Source organism: Macrococcus armenti, from assembly GCF_020097135.1.
GTDB classification, from domain to species: domain Bacteria; phylum Bacillota; class Bacilli; order Staphylococcales; family Staphylococcaceae; genus Macrococcoides; species Macrococcoides armenti.
The window spans coordinates 598576-613179 of the sequence record NZ_CP083608.1; the positions used below are offsets into that span (position 1 = coordinate 598576).

Consider the following 14604-nt stretch of genomic DNA (forward strand, 5'->3'; position numbering starts at 1 on the left):
AATATGTTTGTAATATTATATAATGTGAACATTGATGAGGAGTGATGAAATGAACTTTAATTTATTTAAAAATGAAAATACAAAACTCGTATGTTTAACATTGCTCTATATATCGATATTATTTGCTTTGTTCTGGATTTATGCAGGCGGAAGCGTTGAAAACAACTTTATTTATAATGAATTTTAAGTTTGAGGTGAAAGTATGAAATTTTTAAATACATTCAGATCACTTGTAGAAACGCAACCTGATGCCAAAGCTTTTATCCATCGTGATGAAACGATGACATATCGCGTTTTAGATGCATTAAGTGATGATTTAGGTGAGCAAATTAAGCATTCAAAAAAACCTTTAATCGTTTATGGACATATGTCTAAATGGATGATTGTTGGAATGATTGGTGCATTAAAAGCAGGTATCGGTTATGTGCCGATTGACGTATCAATTCCGAGAGATCGCATTGAAAAAATCTTCGAAACGATTCAACCTGAATTAATTTTTGCAACGGAACAAATGGAAACGGATGTTAAAGTAATAACGCCAGATGACGTGTCTGAATCCAGTGCACAGCTTGTTGGCGTTCAACATAGTGACGTTGCTTATACAATCTTTACGAGTGGTTCAACTGGTATGCCTAAAGGTGTTGAAATATTAGGAGAATCATTAGATGAGTTTATTGATTGGATGGCATCACTGTACGTAAGGCAAGAAGAGAATTACTGGTTAAATCAGGCGCCATTATCATTTGATTTATCCGTGATGGCGGTTTACCCGGCACTTGCAACAGGTAGTGCACTCGTTATGATTGATAAAGATATGATAAAAAAACCAATCGGTATATATGAAACGTTGAAGCAATACCCAATGTCTGCCTGGGTTTCAACGCCATCTTTCATGGAAATGTGTTTAATGTTACCGGAATTTGATATGGCACATCATGAAAATTTAAAACATTTTTATTTCTGTGGAGAAGCATTGAAGCATAAGACAGCTGAAAATTTAAAGTCTAAATTCAATGAGAGCCGTATATATAATACGTATGGTCCAACTGAAGCGACAGTTGCGGTTACTGGTATTGAAGTAACGGATGAAGTACTTAGCAAGTATAATCCACTACCAGTTGGATATGCACGTCCAGGTGTATCGTTATCGATCAATGACGATGAATTACACATTCATGGTAAAGCAGTAAGTATCGGTTATGTGAATGCGCCCGATAAAACTGCTGCACAATTTTATAATAATGGTGAACGCAGCTATAAAACAGGTGATAAAGGACGTATTGAAGACGGATTATTATTTATTGACGGGAGAATTGACTTCCAGATAAAACTTAATGGTTACAGAATGGAATTAGAAGAAATAGAACATGTAATAACAGAACAGCAAGGTATTCAAGGGTGCATCGTAACACCAATTGAAAAGCAGGGGAAAGTACAGTATCTTGTTGCACATGTCATTACATCATCATTTGATGAAAATGAATTGAAAGAACAACTTAAGACGGTGCTACCTGAATATATGATTCCTAGAAAGTTTAATGTTATTGAGCAGCTACCGATGACTGCGAACGGTAAAGTAGACCGAAAAGCATTGATAGGTGAAAATTAATGATACCTTATGGTGATTTTCCGTTCTTTATGATTTCCCTTGCATTATTATTACCGGTCATCGTGCTTGGCCTAATGGGCAAGCGTAACGAATATTATAACTGGATTGTTACAGTTATTATGCTCGTGCTCATTTTTAAAGACCCGAATAAAAACTTATTTGGTGTATCTTTCTTATCGTTTGAAATGATCAGCTTTGTACTCTTTTTAATTTATCAACTTGTACTGATTAAAGTTTATTTAAAGATGGTTAAAGTGAGCAATACGTTACCGCGCTTTGTAACGCTTATAATCTTATCGATATTACCGCTTGCAATTGTTAAGATTATACAAAGTTCATTATTTGGATTTACAGGACATATTGGAACGTTCTCTATAAAATCGATTATCGGTTTCCTTGGAATTTCATATATTATGTTCAAATGTATCCAGATTATAATGGAAATTCGTGATAAGCGTATAAAAGAAATTAACTTACTTGAAGTTGCGAAATTTTTAACATTTTTCCCGACAATTTCATCAGGACCAATTGACCGATTTAAGCGATTTAATAAAGATATTACGAAAGGTTTTACGAAAGAGAAATACGCAGATATGCTGCAAAAGGCAATACATTATATATTTATCGGATTTTTGTATAAATATATCATTGCGTATTATATCAATCAAAAAGTAATATTAAATATTAATTTTGACAGTGCTGATATATGGATGAAAATCATCTATATGTATGGCTATAGTTTTTATCTGTTCTTTGATTTTGCCGGGTATAGTTTATTTGCAATTGCATTCAGCTATATAATGGGGATCGAAACGCCTCCAAACTTCAACCAGCCATTTAAAGCTAAAAATATTAAAGACTTCTGGAACAGATGGCATATGTCATTATCATTCTGGTTCAGAGATATGGTCTACATGAGATTTGTATTTTTCGTATCTAAGAATAAATATATTAAGAATAACTTTACGACGAGCAACATTGGATTTATGATTAATTTTTTAATTATGGGAATATGGCACGGTGTTGAATGGTTTTATATGGCTTACGGTTTATACCACGGCATACTATTCGTGCTATACGGTTACTACGAGCAGTACCGTAAAAAACATCCATATAAATTACCGGCAAAAGTAGTAGATGCTATGGGTATTATTATTACTTTCCATGTTGTAGCATTTGGCTTTTTAATCTTTTCAGGAAAACTATTTTAGGAGTGAATATTAATGGAATTTAAACAAGAAGTATTAGATGTAATTGCAGAAGTTGCAGAAAACGATATCGTGAAAGAAAATCCGGATGTAAAGATTTTTGATGAGAACATTTTAGATTCATTTGCAACAGTAGGATTATTGCTTGCTTTAAACGAACGTTTAGATATGGATTTAACGATAACGGATTTCGACCGTGATGAATGGGCAACACCAAATATGATTGTTGAAGTATTAGAAGGATTAAGATGATTAAGAAGTTTTTACCTGCAATCATCGCTCTAACCGTATTTGCAGTGTTCTTATTAATACCAGCACCATTTATTAAACGATTTATCCCGCTTAATACAGCTACAGGTGAAGGCGTTAATTTAAATGAAACAACGTTTAAAGGAAGTGCAATTCAGACGGAAATGTTCGATGAACCGAAGTTTTATCCGATATTTGGTTCAAGTGAATTAGAAAAACGAGACCCTTTTCATCCAACACGTATCTTTAAAGAAAAATCGTTCGGCAAAATACCTTTTCTGATTGGAACAGGTGGTTCAACAGATTTAATACATGCAATTAATATCGGTAGTCATATCGGTCATATTGAAAACAAGAAAATTGCAATTATTATTTCACCACAATGGTTTACTAAAAAAGGATTAGAAGATAATAACTTTTCAGCACGTTATTCACAACTACAGTTGAATAACTTACTGAGTAATCCCGATGTTTCACCAGAATTGAAACAAAAATTAAGCAAACGATTAATGCACTTCTCTGCGACGAAAGAAGATTCGCAAGTGATGCTTTATTCACAGAATACTGCAGATAACAGCACTGTTTCAAATTCGTTTACTGATGATATATATGATGACTTAATGAAGAAAAACGATATATTCAAGTCTAAGTTTATGTTCCATAACAATCGATTTAAAGTGAAACATAATATAGATTTACGTGAAAAAACTTGGCCGCAAATAAGAGAAATTGCTGCCGATTATGGTAGAAAACATGCTACTAACAACCCATACTTCATGAAGAATCAATACTATAATATGATTCAAAAACATCAGAAGAAATTATACCGACCTGGAGAGTTTTATGTAAATTCACAGGAGTTCAATGATTTACAATTATTATTGGATGTATTAAAAGAAGCAAAGGCAGATCCGTTATTCATATCTATTCCTGCAAACGGAAAATGGTATGATCATATTAAAATTCCGGCTGAACAACGAAAACCTGTTTATGATAAAATTAATCAACAAATTACAAATGCTGGATTTAAAATTTATGATTTAACGGATAAAGAGTATGAACCGTATGTTTTAAGTGATGCCGTCCATATCGGATGGAAAGGCTGGACTTATATTGATGAGCAGATGGAAAATCATATTCATAATAGACCGATTACAAATCCATAAATAAAAAAGCTTCGAACAGCAATATACTGTTCGAAGCTTTTTAAATTAAAATACTTGTTCTACTTCTACTACACCTGGTACTTCTTCTAATAATGCACGTTCGATACCAGCTTTTAAAGTGATAGTTGATGAAGGGCAAGTACCGCAAGCACCTAATAAACGTAATTTAACAATCCCGTCTTCAACATCTACTAGTTCACAGTCTCCGCCATCTCTTAATAAGAAAGGACGTAACTTATCTAAAACTTCATTAACTTGATCAAACATTGTTTGTTGTTCAGTTGTCATAATAACTCCTTTCAAGAGTAATACTATGTAATTACTCAATTCTTTAGTATAATCAATATAGCATATTTTTCTAAAAAAATTAAGGGGGATGACTTATAAATGATAAATGTTATCATCTATGGTGCAGATGTAGTGTGTGCAAGCTGTGTAAATGCACCTACGTCAAAAGATATTTATGACTGGATTCAACCGAATTTAACGAGAAAGTTTCCTGATTTAGAATTTAATTTTACGTATATTGATATTAATAATAGTTCTAATTTAACAGATCATGATGAGAATATTATTGAACAGATTAATAATGATGAGCTTTTTTATCCTTTAATTACGATGGATGATGAAATCGTTGCGGATGGATATATTCAGCTACCACAAGTAACTAAATTTGTAGAGAAGACGTATCTATAAAAAGTATACGAAAGACAATGACCGGACAGAATTGATAGAGCATTCAATTCTGTCCGTTTTAATAATTATGTCACAATGCTTTTATTCAAGCTATTCTTATCCGTTATGATATTTGTACAGCCATAATACGCCTGACTTCATAAGACGTGCAAGTCGGCCAGTCACTGTTTTCTCCATTAAGAATGCAAATCCTTCTTTATCGCCAAGCGACCCCATAAAGCCTTGTACTTTAAGTTCAGGAATTTGTTCAGGTAATAGTTTACCTTGCCAAATATGTTTCATAACGTCCACGATTTGTTCTGCCTGTAATTCAGCAAGCTGGGCACTCGGTGCATGTGGTAACAATGCACAATCTCCAACAACATAAACATTTGTATGATCAGGAATTTGATGATACTGATTGACTTTCACACGATTTCCATCACCAAGTTCAACTGGTAATGTACGCACTAATTCAACAGGTTGAATGCCAGCAGTCCATACGCAAATGTCGACATCATAAGTCACGTCATTGTTGTAAAGTTTTCCTGGTTCAACTTTAACGACATTTGAATTTGGAACTACTTCAACATCATTTTTATCGAACCACTTTTTCACGTAATTACTTAATTTCTCAGGAAAAGCCGGTAAAATTCTTTCGCCGCGATCAAATAGGCGAATTTTTAAATCCTTTCTTGATTCGCGCAGTTCACTAGCAAGTTCTATCCCGCTTAAACCAGCGCCAACAATTCCGACACAACTACCACTTGGCAAGTCAGCAATCGCCTGATAAGTTTTACGCGCTTTCGTCATCGTCTGAATACTGTAAGTGTATTCTTCAGCACCAGGTACGTTGTGATACTTATCTTCACAACCTAATCCGATAACAAGTTCGTCATAATCTACATGATTTTCTCCAAGTGAGATAATCTGTTTATCCAGATCGATATGTGTAATTTCCCCAAAAACAATGTTTAATCGTTTATCTTTCGGAAATTCAACACGAACATCCTTGTCTGATTCTGTACCGGCTGCTAACGCATAAAACTCTGTTTTTAAACCGTGAAATGGTATCTTATCGATTAATGTAATATTGTACTCATCCGGTAATACATTAGGCAGCAAACGTTGCATAATGCGCATATTACCATAGCCCCCACCAAGTAATACTAAATTTTTCATTGTTTTCTCCCCATTTGTAAGTCAAAGTTCTATAGTTTTTATACAATTTAAATTATAATATAGTTTGACTTTAATTTATAGCAATACAATAAAACTTGCTATAATAAATCATAATGATTCATGATAAGTATTAGTTATCATGTTTAGAGGAATGATATAATGAATCCAATTGTAGAATTTTGTATATCTAATTTAGCTAAAGGTGGGCAAATCGTTTTTGATGAGTTATCAAAGGATGATAACATTGATGTATTAGATTATGGGTGCTTAACATATTGCGGACAGTGCAGCGATAGTTTATATGCACTCGTTAATGGCGATATTGTGACAGGTGATACACCGGAAGCTTTAAAAGAGAATATTTATAAACATATTAAAGAAACATGGATTTTTTAGGAGGTAATGTAATGTCTACAGTAATTTTGACAGAAGCAGCAGCATATGAAGTGAAATCAATGATGGAAAAAAACGGCATGCCGGATGGATACTTAAAGATTTCAGTAAAAGGTGGAGGCTGTACCGGATTATCATACGGTATGAGCGCAGAAGAAGCACCAGCAGAAAATGATGAAATTCTGGAGTATTATGGTGTGAAAGTTTTAGTTGATAAAACAGATGCTCCGATTTTAAATGGCACTACAATTGATTTCAAGCAGTCATTGATGGGTGGCGGCTTTGCAATAGAAAATCCAAACGCGATTGCATCTTGTGGTTGTGGTAGTTCATTCAGAACGAAAGATGTTGCAGGAACACCTGAAAACTGTTAATACATTTTACTTGTATATGCTTGAATAAATACGGTAAAAGGATTAATATAAAAGGTGAAATGTTAAAAATACATTTGTGACAAAAATCACAATATTTTTTAAAATTAAATTATATAAGAATGGGTGAAATCGATGGGATTTAAAAGAAAAAAAGTTGTTATTTTAGGTGGGGGTTACGCAGGTCTTAAAACGGCTACAAAACTTCAGAAGTTAGTTAGCGCACAGGATTGTGATATTACATTAATCAACAAAAATGAATACCACTATGAATCTACATGGTTACATGAAGCGTCTGCAGGGACACGTGAATATCAAGATTGTTTATATCCGATTGCAAGTGTATTAAACCAATCTAAAGTTGATTTTGTTACTGCAGAAGTTACTAAAATTAACAAAGATGACAAAACTGTTGAAACTACTAAAGGTACATTTAACTTTGATATTTTAGTAGTTGCACTTGGTTTTGAATCTGAAACCTTTGGAATCGAAGGTATGAAAGAGCATGCTTTCCAAATCGAGAATATCAATACTGCACGCCGTATTGCGACACACATCGAAGAGCGTTTTGCTAACTATGCAAACAGTGCGGAAAAAGACGAAAAAGATTTAGCGATCCTAGTTGGTGGTGCTGGATTTACTGGTATTGAGTTATTAGGTGAATTAGTAGAACGTATTCCTGAATTATGTAAAGAATACAACATCGACCAATCTAAAGTTAAAGTAACATGTGTAGAAGCTGCACCGAAAATGTTACCGATGTTCTCAGAAACATTAGTGAAATACGTTGTAAATTATCTTGAAGCTCGTGGTGTTGAATTCAAGATTGCAACGCCTATCGTTGCTGCAAATGAAAATGGATTCGTTGTAAAAGTTAACGAGCAGGAAGAGCAGTTATATGCAAATACAGTAATCTGGGCTGCTGGTGTACGTGGTTCTAAATTAATGGAAGAATCATTTGAGGGTGTTCGTCGTGGACGTATCGTTGTACGTGAAGATTTACGTATCGACGGTTACGATGATATCTTCGTTATCGGTGACTGTTCAGCAGTTATGGTTGGTGAAGGCGATAACAAGCGTCCATTACCAACAACAGCTCAAATCGCAATGCAGCAAGGTGAGTTTACTGCAGATGCGATTACGAAATTATTAAATAACGAAAAATTATCTACATTTGAATATGACGATAAAGGAACAGTATGTTCTTTAGGTTCAAATGATGGTGTAGGTGTTGTATTCGGCAAAGAAATTACTGGTAAAAAAGCAGCATTCATGAAGAAATTAATCGATACACGTGCTGTATTCAAAATCGGTGGTACTGGTGTGGCATTCAAAAAAGGTAAATTTCTATAAGTTTTAAATATGAGTATATTTAGGGATGGGGTATTATGTCCCATCCTTTTTATTTTATAATTAGGTGATGAAATGAAACGAGACAAAGTATGGCTAGGTGTAAGTGGACTCATCATTAATGAAGCTGGCGAGTGGCTAGTTGTTGCTAAACAGTATGGTGGCATGAAAGGTATGTGGAGTTTTCCCGCTGGTTTCGTAGAGAATGGAGAAACAGCAGATCAGGCTGTTGTAAGTGAAATCTTCGAGGAAACTGGTATATCCGGTCAAGTTGAAGGTGTCATTGGTGTGAGAACGGGTGTTATTAATGATATTATTTCGGATAATATGATTATTTTTCGCGTTGGTGCTGATGAAATGATGATTAAAGTTGATATTCCGAATGAAGAAATAAAGGATGCTAAGTTTATAGCACCGGAATCACTTTATCATGACAAAAACTGCAGCCCAATGGTAAGGGCATTAATCGAGGAACTGCCACAACCACTACGTTTAAGAAGTACGACATCACCCGGCGCACAATTTAATTATTCGCACTATCATTTATTTTTATAGGAGGGTTAGCGTGACAGCATTACTACAATTGATTATTTCAACAGTGTTGTTTTTTGTATTATTTTTCGGTATTGCATTTATTTTAAATATGTTACTAAAGTCGACATGGATAATGACGGTGCTTTACCCATTCGTAGTATTTGCAATTGTTGATAGAATTTCAACTGCAGATTATATATTAAAGCCTAAATTTGCATTCAGCCAGCTCGTTCGTGGTTTAACACATATGATGCCAGCAGATATTATCATGTTATCTGGTGGATTAGTTGGTGCGATTACTGCAGGCTTTGTTATACGTAATTTACGTCGTAGCGGTTACACGATGTTTTAGAGGTGAATATATGAATCAACAATTCGAAACACATATAGCATACTATATGTGTTTTTTACCATCACAAATCAGTCAGTTAAAGCCATTTACGAATGCAACAGTTTATGAAGACTTAAAACGCATTCATCCATTGAATAAAGACGAACCTGAAACGATGGATATCAACGGTAGCGTATATTTCATAATACCGTGTGGAAACTTAAAGCACTATACATTTAAAGATATACGTGCGTTATTAAAATGTATCAATAAGTTACAGTCATTACCTGTGCACTTAAAAGTAGATTTAGCTATACTCAAAAATTATTTAAATGACGACTTTATCAATATGATTGAAGAACTTATTATAAAAAAACAGGGAAAAGTAATTAAACCCCACGTAAACAATGAGGAATATCATCATTCAAGATTAGAAATTGAGCGTTACTTCCCATTAGCACATGAATATATATTAAATGTTTCAGAATTTATTCATGATCATTCACTGTTAAATATCGTTATTTGCACTGAAGATCATCCGTTGCAGCATGTTGAACTGAGCGATGATTACATCAAAATTTTAATTAAAAATCATTATCTGAAAAAAACACGTATTGCATCTAACAATAAATCGATAAATTTAAACTGCAGCGTGCAGCATTCGGTGCTTTATGATGTGCTGAGCTATGCAAAACAATATAGAAAAACAGCAGTAGTATTTACATCGGAAACACATGAAGAAAAAATCTTAATTACAGGACATTCATCACAATTTTTAGATGCTGCAATTCATTTAGACTATCCACTCCAATTTAATTATGAATCGGGTGATTATCCCGTTTTAAGTAATGAAAATATATTCGCACAACTGCATTATGACTATGAAAAATTTCACTGGATACATATTAATAGTACTTGGCGTTTATACACTTATTTTCAGTATATTATAAATAATTTTCAAAATAAGGTTGACGTATGAATAATAATCATTTAGTATGCTAATATACTAAAGGGTTTTTAAGTAAGGGGGTTTTTATATGAATGCAGTTTTAATTGCAGTATTAGTAATGGTAGTTTTAAGTTTATGCCGACTGAATGTCGTACTTTCATTGTTTATTGGTGCATTAACTGGAGGATTAATTTCTGGTTTAGGTATTGATAAAACAATCAGTACATTTTCTGGAGGCATCGTTGATGGTAGTGAAGTAGCATTAAGTTACGCATTACTTGGAGGATTTGCCGCAATATTATCTTATAGTGGTATAACGGATTATTTTGTTGAGAAAATCATTAACATGTTAAAGAAAGACAACACTGTTAAAACAAGAACAGTTACGAAGATTACGATTTTAGTGTCTTTAATTATTATGGCATGTATGTCACAAAACATTTTACCTGTGCACATTGCTTTTATCCCGATTATTATTCCGCCGCTTTTAAGTTTATTTAATGAACTGAAGATCGATAGACGTTTAATTGCGGTAATATTAACTTTTGGACTCAATTTTCCGTATGTTTTATTACCATATGGATTTGGATATATATTTCACGGTATTATTAAAAAAGCATTTGATAAAGCAGGACAACCGATTGAACTATCTCAAATTTTCCCTGCAATGATCATTCCTTCTCTAGGGTTCGTCGTCGGCTTACTGATTGCGTTTGTTGTATACAGAAAGCCACGTGAATATAAGATGATTCAGTCTAAGGAAGAAACGACGAGAAAAGTGTTAAAACCATATGTTGTATTTATTTCAATCGTTGCGATTTTAGCAACATTTATCGTACAGCTGACGACGGAATCAATGATTTTCGGTGCACTTGCAGGTATATTAGTGTTTTTCATCTCGTTTGCATTTGACTGGAAGACGCTTGATGATGAACTTGTTTCAGGCATTAAAATTATGGCATATATCGGTGTCGTAATGCTTACCGCTAATGGTTTTGCAAGTGTAATGTCAGCGACAGGGGATGTTGAGCGATTAGTTGCAGATATGGTGCACTTTACACACGGTTCTAAAGCGATGACGATATTATTCATGTTAATCGTCGGCTTAATCGTAACACTCGGTATCGGCTCATCATTTGCAACGATTCCAATTATTGCAGCATTATTTATTCCGTTAGGGGAATCAATCGGATTATCAACTGCGGCAATTATTGCGGTTATCGGTACAGCTGGTGCACTAGGTGATGCGGGTAGCCCGGCAAGTGATTCTACGCTAGGACCGACAGCTGGATTGAATATGGATGGTCAGCACAATCACATTTGGGATACTTGTGTACCAACATTTGTGCTCTTCAATATTCCACTCATCATTTGTGGATTTATTGCAGCAATGATATTATAGTGGAAAACGAATGGAGTTAATATGGAAAGTATTCATCAATTATTTAAACAGAACAACTTAATGAAGCACCTGAAAATGAAGTTTCAGTCGTTTGACGGGGAAGTCGTAATAATTTCGATGCCTGTATCAGATGAAGTTACACAGCCATTTGGCTATTTACATGGAGGTGCTACAGTTGCATTATGTGAAACTGCTGCATCACTCGGTTCAAATTTACTGACGGATAAGGATGAAATTCCATTAGGTCTTGAAATTAATGCGAATCATATTCGAAGTGTAAATAGTGGGACAGTGGAAGTTAAAGCGAGAATCATTCATAAAGGGCGTCAAACACATATTTGGCAAATGGAAGTCATGCAAGGTGAAACATTGATTTGTATCAGTCGTGCAACGATTGCAATAAAGCACAAAAAATAAAAGAGGCTGGACCAAAAGTGTTCTGCCACAAGCAAAAACCGAGCAAAACTAATAAATCGCTCTTTGTAGTGAACCCTAAAAGTTAGACTATTTGGAATGGAGAAATCCATTCCATTTTTTTATGCAATTTTTACATTTAGTCTACTTTCTCTGAACCCTATCGGGCTCTTCCATTCTAATTTTGATTTAATTCGCTTATTGTTGTAATACCATATATAATTTTCAATTGCTGCTTCAAGTTGTTCATAACTTTCATAAACTTTTCCGTAGAATATTTCCTGTTTTAAAATACTGAAAAAGCTCTCCATCGGCGAGTTATCCAGACAATTTCCCTTACGGGACATACTCTGAAATATTTTATTATCTTTAAGCTTTTGCCTATATTTTTTCATCTGATAAGCCCAACCTTGATCGCTATGAAAAGTTCTTCTAAACTCACATGCATCTGTTAATGCCACAGCTTTTGTAAGTGCTGACATAATACCTTCTGCATTTGGCTTTTTGGATATACTATATGAGATAATTTCTCTATTAAACAAATCCATAAATGGGTCAAGATAAAGCTTCCCAGTACAAATTAAACCATTTTCATTAAGATAATGGTATTTAAACTCTGATGTATCTGTAGTTATTTTCTGATAGGGAATATTTGTATCAAACCTACGGTTAACCAAATTATCAGCGATACGGCCAATTTTTCCTTTGTAGGATGAATATTTTCTATTTTTTCTAGTAAATGAGATTGATTTTAAATTCAATTTACTCATGATTCTCTGAACTTTCTTGTGATTAATAATATATCCTCTATTTCTAAGTTCACCTGTAATCCTTCTGTAGCCATAATTCATGGCGTTTTCCTCAAAAATTTCCTTTATTTGATTTTCTATTTTCTGATCCTTATTTTCTTTATCAAACTGCTTCTGCCAATACATATATGTAGATTTTGGGAATTTCAGTGCTTCAAGGACAATGTTTAATTTGAAATCTTTTCGGAGCTCTTTAATGACTCTTGATTCGATTTTAGCAGTCGGTTCGGTATACTTATCCCTGAAGCTTTCAACTTTTTTATATAGGCAAGTTCAGCTCTTAAAAGTTCATTTTCATGTTCAATTTTTTTCACATAGTCACTATTACTATTATTAATTTTTTTCTTCTTCATAGATGGACTTCCTTTCTTCTTTTCAGACAATCCATCAATACCATGCTTATTATAAGCATTCACCCAAGAAGATATAAGAGATGGATTATTAATACGGAATTTGGTTGAAGTAATACTTAATGAAGCATTATTCTCTTTCATCCATCTCAGTATAACAATCTTATCCTCTAAACTGTATTTATTCTTACTTCTTTTTCTTTCTAACCCTTCAATGCCGAAGGCACTATATGCTCTATACCAATCTCTAACCATAGAGCGACTTATACCATTACGCTTACCAACAACACTGAATCCACCTGTGCCATTAATATATTCAATTACGATTTTCAGCTTGAATTCCAAATCATATTTAGCCAAATAAAACACCCCAAAAGTTAGATTTTAAGTCTAACTTTTGGGGTGCACCACACTTTGATTTATAGTTTTTGTTCGGTTTTTGTCTTAGTGGCAACTTTTGTTCCGCCGTTTCGTCTGTTAATCGAAAGTAGATTGAAACTTATGTCTGGATCTGTTTTGTTATTTCTGTTCCTTTAAATCATCTCTAATCGTGCTATTTGTATACTTTGTACCGCTGTAATATGCGCTACGCATAATTATATGTGAACCGATTGGACCTGTCGTAAAGATAAACAATATCGCAAGGATTAACGTCGGTTCAAAATGGTGATCTCTCGCTAAGAAAAAGAGAAAGACACCAAACATCATAAACATAACACCAAGCGTAGATGACTTACCTGCTGCATGCGCTCTCGTGTACACATCCGGGAGTCTGATCAACCCAATAGCACTCACACAAGATAGCAATGCACCGATCATAATAAAGATGATGCTAGTGATTTGTACGATTGTTTCGATCATATTCTACAATCTCTCCTTTTTGTATAAACTTCGCAAATGCAGTCGTTCCTAAAAATGCAAGTACCGCAAGCAGCATAATAATGCTGATGAAATATTTTGTGTTAAGTAATACAGAGAATAGCGCAATCATCGCCATTAATGATATACCAAGTGCATCTAGTGCAACGACGCGATCTGCAAGTGCTGGACCTTTAATAACGCGATACAATATACCGAGCATCGCAAAAGAAACTAGCATCAATGCAATTATTACAATTATATCCATGTTGATCATTGTATACCAATCTCCTTTATCGCTTTTTCGAATGAATGTTTTATTGATGCACATTCAGATTCAATATCACTGAAGTCTATTGAATGAATGTATAACTTTGATTTATCATCACTAACCGCAACAACGACAGTTCCCGGCGTTAAAGTAATTAAAAGTGATAGTAAACTAATTTCCCAGTCTTTTCTTAAATCTGTTTCATACGTGAAAAATGCCGGTTTAATATTAATTTTAGGTGCCATTACAATCTTTAGTACGCCGATATTTGCTTTAAACAGTTCGATAATAAATATCGTAAATAATCGTAGTACTTTTAAAAAAGGAATTAAGTAAAAGCCACCAGGTAAAAATGGGCGCATGACATAAATTGCACATAGTCCAAATAAATATCCAAGAATTAAGTTACCGAGTGATGCAGAACCAGTCATAATAACCCACATAATCATAAGACCGATGTGAATAATTAATTGTATCGCCATA

Annotated in this window: 21 protein-coding genes; 14 read left to right on the plus strand and 7 right to left on the minus strand. The window is 34.0% G+C overall.

All coding sequences use genetic code 11. The features are described from left to right. Window positions 1-49: 49 nt before the first annotated feature. From LAU42_RS03260 to dltD, 5 genes are read left to right on the plus strand one after another with little or no spacing between them, the layout of a single operon-like run. The gene (locus LAU42_RS03260) at window positions 50-187 is read left to right on the plus strand and encodes a teichoic acid D-Ala incorporation-associated protein DltX (protein ID WP_224184261.1); all 138 of its coding nucleotides are present in this window, start codon (window positions 50-52) and stop codon (window positions 185-187) included. Between the two features lie 15 nt (window positions 188-202). Further along, window positions 203-1609, plus strand: coding sequence for a D-alanine--poly(phosphoribitol) ligase subunit DltA (dltA, locus tag LAU42_RS03265; protein ID WP_224184262.1), 1407 nt, complete (start codon window positions 203-205; stop codon window positions 1607-1609). Then, window positions 1609-2820, plus strand: a complete 1212-nt coding sequence (gene dltB, locus LAU42_RS03270) for a D-alanyl-lipoteichoic acid biosynthesis protein DltB (RefSeq protein WP_224184263.1) — start codon at window positions 1609-1611, stop codon at window positions 2818-2820. Before dltA ends, dltB begins: the two co-directional genes overlap by 1 nt. Before the next feature lie 12 nt (window positions 2821-2832). Continuing rightward, window positions 2833-3069, plus strand: coding sequence for a D-alanine--poly(phosphoribitol) ligase subunit 2 (gene dltC / locus LAU42_RS03275; protein ID WP_224184264.1), 237 nt, complete (start codon window positions 2833-2835; stop codon window positions 3067-3069). Continuing rightward, window positions 3066-4232, plus strand: a complete 1167-nt coding sequence (gene dltD, locus LAU42_RS03280) for a D-alanyl-lipoteichoic acid biosynthesis protein DltD (RefSeq protein WP_224184265.1) — start codon at window positions 3066-3068, stop codon at window positions 4230-4232. The genes dltC and dltD overlap by 4 nt, the downstream gene beginning before the upstream one ends. Window positions 4233-4277: 45 nt before the next feature. Here the strand turns inward: dltD and LAU42_RS11975 are convergent, their stop codons facing one another. Further along, window positions 4278-4610 carry a NifU family protein gene (locus LAU42_RS11975; RefSeq protein WP_420907989.1) on the minus strand — a complete coding sequence of 111 codons (333 nt, stop codon included), beginning with the start codon at window positions 4608-4610 and terminating at the stop codon, window positions 4278-4280. Between the two features lie 9 nt (window positions 4611-4619). Here LAU42_RS11975 and LAU42_RS03290 point away from each other — a divergent pair, with 9 nt between their 5' ends. Beyond that, on the plus strand, window positions 4620-4928 hold the full coding sequence (locus LAU42_RS03290; protein ID WP_224184266.1) for a YuzD family protein: 309 nt from the start codon (window positions 4620-4622) through the stop codon (window positions 4926-4928). Window positions 4929-5024: 96 nt separating this feature from the next. Here the strand turns inward: LAU42_RS03290 and LAU42_RS03295 are convergent, their stop codons facing one another. Beyond that, window positions 5025-6089 carry an NAD(P)/FAD-dependent oxidoreductase gene (locus LAU42_RS03295; RefSeq protein ID WP_224184267.1) on the minus strand — a complete coding sequence of 355 codons (1065 nt, stop codon included), beginning with the start codon at window positions 6087-6089 and terminating at the stop codon, window positions 5025-5027. A gap of 159 nt (window positions 6090-6248) precedes the next feature. Here LAU42_RS03295 and LAU42_RS03300 point away from each other — a divergent pair, with 159 nt between their 5' ends. The 8 genes from LAU42_RS03300 to LAU42_RS03335 all read left to right on the plus strand — a co-directional run bounded on the left by LAU42_RS03300 (window position 6249) and on the right by LAU42_RS03335 (window position 11836). After that, the gene (locus tag LAU42_RS03300; RefSeq protein WP_224184268.1) at window positions 6249-6485 is read left to right on the plus strand and encodes a YuzB family protein; all 237 of its coding nucleotides are present in this window, start codon (window positions 6249-6251) and stop codon (window positions 6483-6485) included. 11 nt (window positions 6486-6496) lie between these two features. Then, a complete protein-coding gene (locus LAU42_RS03305; RefSeq protein WP_224184269.1) occupies window positions 6497-6856 on the plus strand; it encodes a HesB/IscA family protein in 360 nt (119 codons plus the stop codon). 132 nt (window positions 6857-6988) lie between these two features. After that, entirely contained in the window at window positions 6989-8206 is a 1218-nt protein-coding gene (locus LAU42_RS03310; RefSeq protein ID WP_224184270.1) for an NAD(P)/FAD-dependent oxidoreductase, read from the plus strand. A 72-nt stretch (window positions 8207-8278) separates the two neighbouring features. Then, a complete protein-coding gene (locus LAU42_RS03315; RefSeq protein WP_224184271.1) occupies window positions 8279-8758 on the plus strand; it encodes an NUDIX domain-containing protein in 480 nt (159 codons plus the stop codon). 10 nt (window positions 8759-8768) lie between these two features. After that, entirely contained in the window at window positions 8769-9089 is a 321-nt protein-coding gene (locus LAU42_RS03320; RefSeq protein ID WP_224184272.1) for a YuiB family protein, read from the plus strand. Window positions 9090-9099: 10 nt separating this feature from the next. After that, window positions 9100-10047 carry a hypothetical protein gene (locus LAU42_RS03325; protein WP_224184273.1) on the plus strand — a complete coding sequence of 316 codons (948 nt, stop codon included), beginning with the start codon at window positions 9100-9102 and terminating at the stop codon, window positions 10045-10047. Between the two features lie 58 nt (window positions 10048-10105). Further along, the gene (locus LAU42_RS03330) at window positions 10106-11419 is read left to right on the plus strand and encodes a Na+/H+ antiporter family protein (protein WP_224184274.1); all 1314 of its coding nucleotides are present in this window, start codon (window positions 10106-10108) and stop codon (window positions 11417-11419) included. A 21-nt stretch (window positions 11420-11440) separates the two neighbouring features. Beyond that, complete coding sequence (locus tag LAU42_RS03335) at window positions 11441-11836, plus strand: PaaI family thioesterase (RefSeq protein ID WP_420907978.1); 396 nt, start codon at window positions 11441-11443, stop codon at window positions 11834-11836. 119 nt (window positions 11837-11955) lie between these two features. On the opposite strand, the gene LAU42_RS11910 is transcribed toward LAU42_RS03335, so the two are convergent. The 5 genes from LAU42_RS11910 to LAU42_RS03355 form a co-directional block, all read right to left on the minus strand. Next, window positions 11956-12855 (minus strand): IS3 family transposase, encoded by a 900-nt coding sequence (locus tag LAU42_RS11910; protein WP_331463387.1) that lies wholly within the window; start codon window positions 12853-12855, stop codon window positions 11956-11958. Further along, window positions 12810-13352 carry a helix-turn-helix domain-containing protein gene (locus LAU42_RS11915; RefSeq protein ID WP_338147625.1) on the minus strand — a complete coding sequence of 181 codons (543 nt, stop codon included), beginning with the start codon at window positions 13350-13352 and terminating at the stop codon, window positions 12810-12812. Before LAU42_RS11915 ends, LAU42_RS11910 begins: the two co-directional genes overlap by 46 nt. Window positions 13353-13511: 159 nt before the next feature. After that, window positions 13512-13853 carry a monovalent cation/H(+) antiporter subunit G gene (gene mnhG / locus LAU42_RS03345; RefSeq protein WP_224184275.1) on the minus strand — a complete coding sequence of 114 codons (342 nt, stop codon included), beginning with the start codon at window positions 13851-13853 and terminating at the stop codon, window positions 13512-13514. Further along, window positions 13825-14127, minus strand: coding sequence for a Na(+)/H(+) antiporter subunit F1 (locus LAU42_RS03350; RefSeq protein WP_277601859.1), 303 nt, complete (start codon window positions 14125-14127; stop codon window positions 13825-13827). The genes mnhG and LAU42_RS03350 overlap by 29 nt, the downstream gene beginning before the upstream one ends. Next, entirely contained in the window at window positions 14124-14603 is a 480-nt protein-coding gene (locus LAU42_RS03355; RefSeq protein ID WP_224184276.1) for a Na+/H+ antiporter subunit E, read from the minus strand. The genes LAU42_RS03350 and LAU42_RS03355 overlap by 4 nt, the downstream gene beginning before the upstream one ends. Window position 14604 lies beyond the last annotated feature (1 nt).

What these genes read in the sequence shown, in the direction of transcription:
- LAU42_RS03260 (WP_224184261.1), top strand. Translation starts at nt 50, where the DNA reads ATGAACTTTAATTTATTTAAAAATGAAAATACAAAACTCGTATGTTTA.
- dltA (WP_224184262.1), top strand. Translation starts at nt 203, where the DNA reads ATGAAATTTTTAAATACATTCAGATCACTTGTAGAAACGCAACCTGAT.
- dltB (WP_224184263.1), top strand. Translation starts at nt 1,609, where the DNA reads ATGATACCTTATGGTGATTTTCCGTTCTTTATGATTTCCCTTGCATTA.
- dltC (WP_224184264.1), top strand. Translation starts at nt 2,833, where the DNA reads ATGGAATTTAAACAAGAAGTATTAGATGTAATTGCAGAAGTTGCAGAA.
- dltD (WP_224184265.1), top strand. Translation starts at nt 3,066, where the DNA reads ATGATTAAGAAGTTTTTACCTGCAATCATCGCTCTAACCGTATTTGCA.
- LAU42_RS03290 (WP_224184266.1), top strand. Translation starts at nt 4,620, where the DNA reads ATGATAAATGTTATCATCTATGGTGCAGATGTAGTGTGTGCAAGCTGT.
- LAU42_RS03295 (WP_224184267.1), bottom strand. Translation starts at nt 6,089, where the DNA reads ATGAAAAATTTAGTATTACTTGGTGGGGGCTATGGTAATATGCGCATT.
- LAU42_RS03300 (WP_224184268.1), top strand. Translation starts at nt 6,249, where the DNA reads ATGAATCCAATTGTAGAATTTTGTATATCTAATTTAGCTAAAGGTGGG.
- LAU42_RS03305 (WP_224184269.1), top strand. Translation starts at nt 6,497, where the DNA reads ATGTCTACAGTAATTTTGACAGAAGCAGCAGCATATGAAGTGAAATCA.
- LAU42_RS03310 (WP_224184270.1), top strand. Translation starts at nt 6,989, where the DNA reads ATGGGATTTAAAAGAAAAAAAGTTGTTATTTTAGGTGGGGGTTACGCA.
- LAU42_RS03315 (WP_224184271.1), top strand. Translation starts at nt 8,279, where the DNA reads ATGAAACGAGACAAAGTATGGCTAGGTGTAAGTGGACTCATCATTAAT.
- LAU42_RS03325 (WP_224184273.1), top strand. Translation starts at nt 9,100, where the DNA reads ATGAATCAACAATTCGAAACACATATAGCATACTATATGTGTTTTTTA.
- LAU42_RS03330 (WP_224184274.1), top strand. Translation starts at nt 10,106, where the DNA reads ATGAATGCAGTTTTAATTGCAGTATTAGTAATGGTAGTTTTAAGTTTA.
- LAU42_RS03335 (WP_420907978.1), top strand. Translation starts at nt 11,441, where the DNA reads ATGGAAAGTATTCATCAATTATTTAAACAGAACAACTTAATGAAGCAC.
- mnhG (WP_224184275.1), bottom strand. Translation starts at nt 13,853, where the DNA reads ATGATCGAAACAATCGTACAAATCACTAGCATCATCTTTATTATGATC.
- LAU42_RS03350 (WP_277601859.1), bottom strand. Translation starts at nt 14,127, where the DNA reads ATGATCAACATGGATATAATTGTAATAATTGCATTGATGCTAGTTTCT.
- LAU42_RS03355 (WP_224184276.1), bottom strand. Translation starts at nt 14,603, where the DNA reads ATGGCGATACAATTAATTATTCACATCGGTCTTATGATTATGTGGGTT.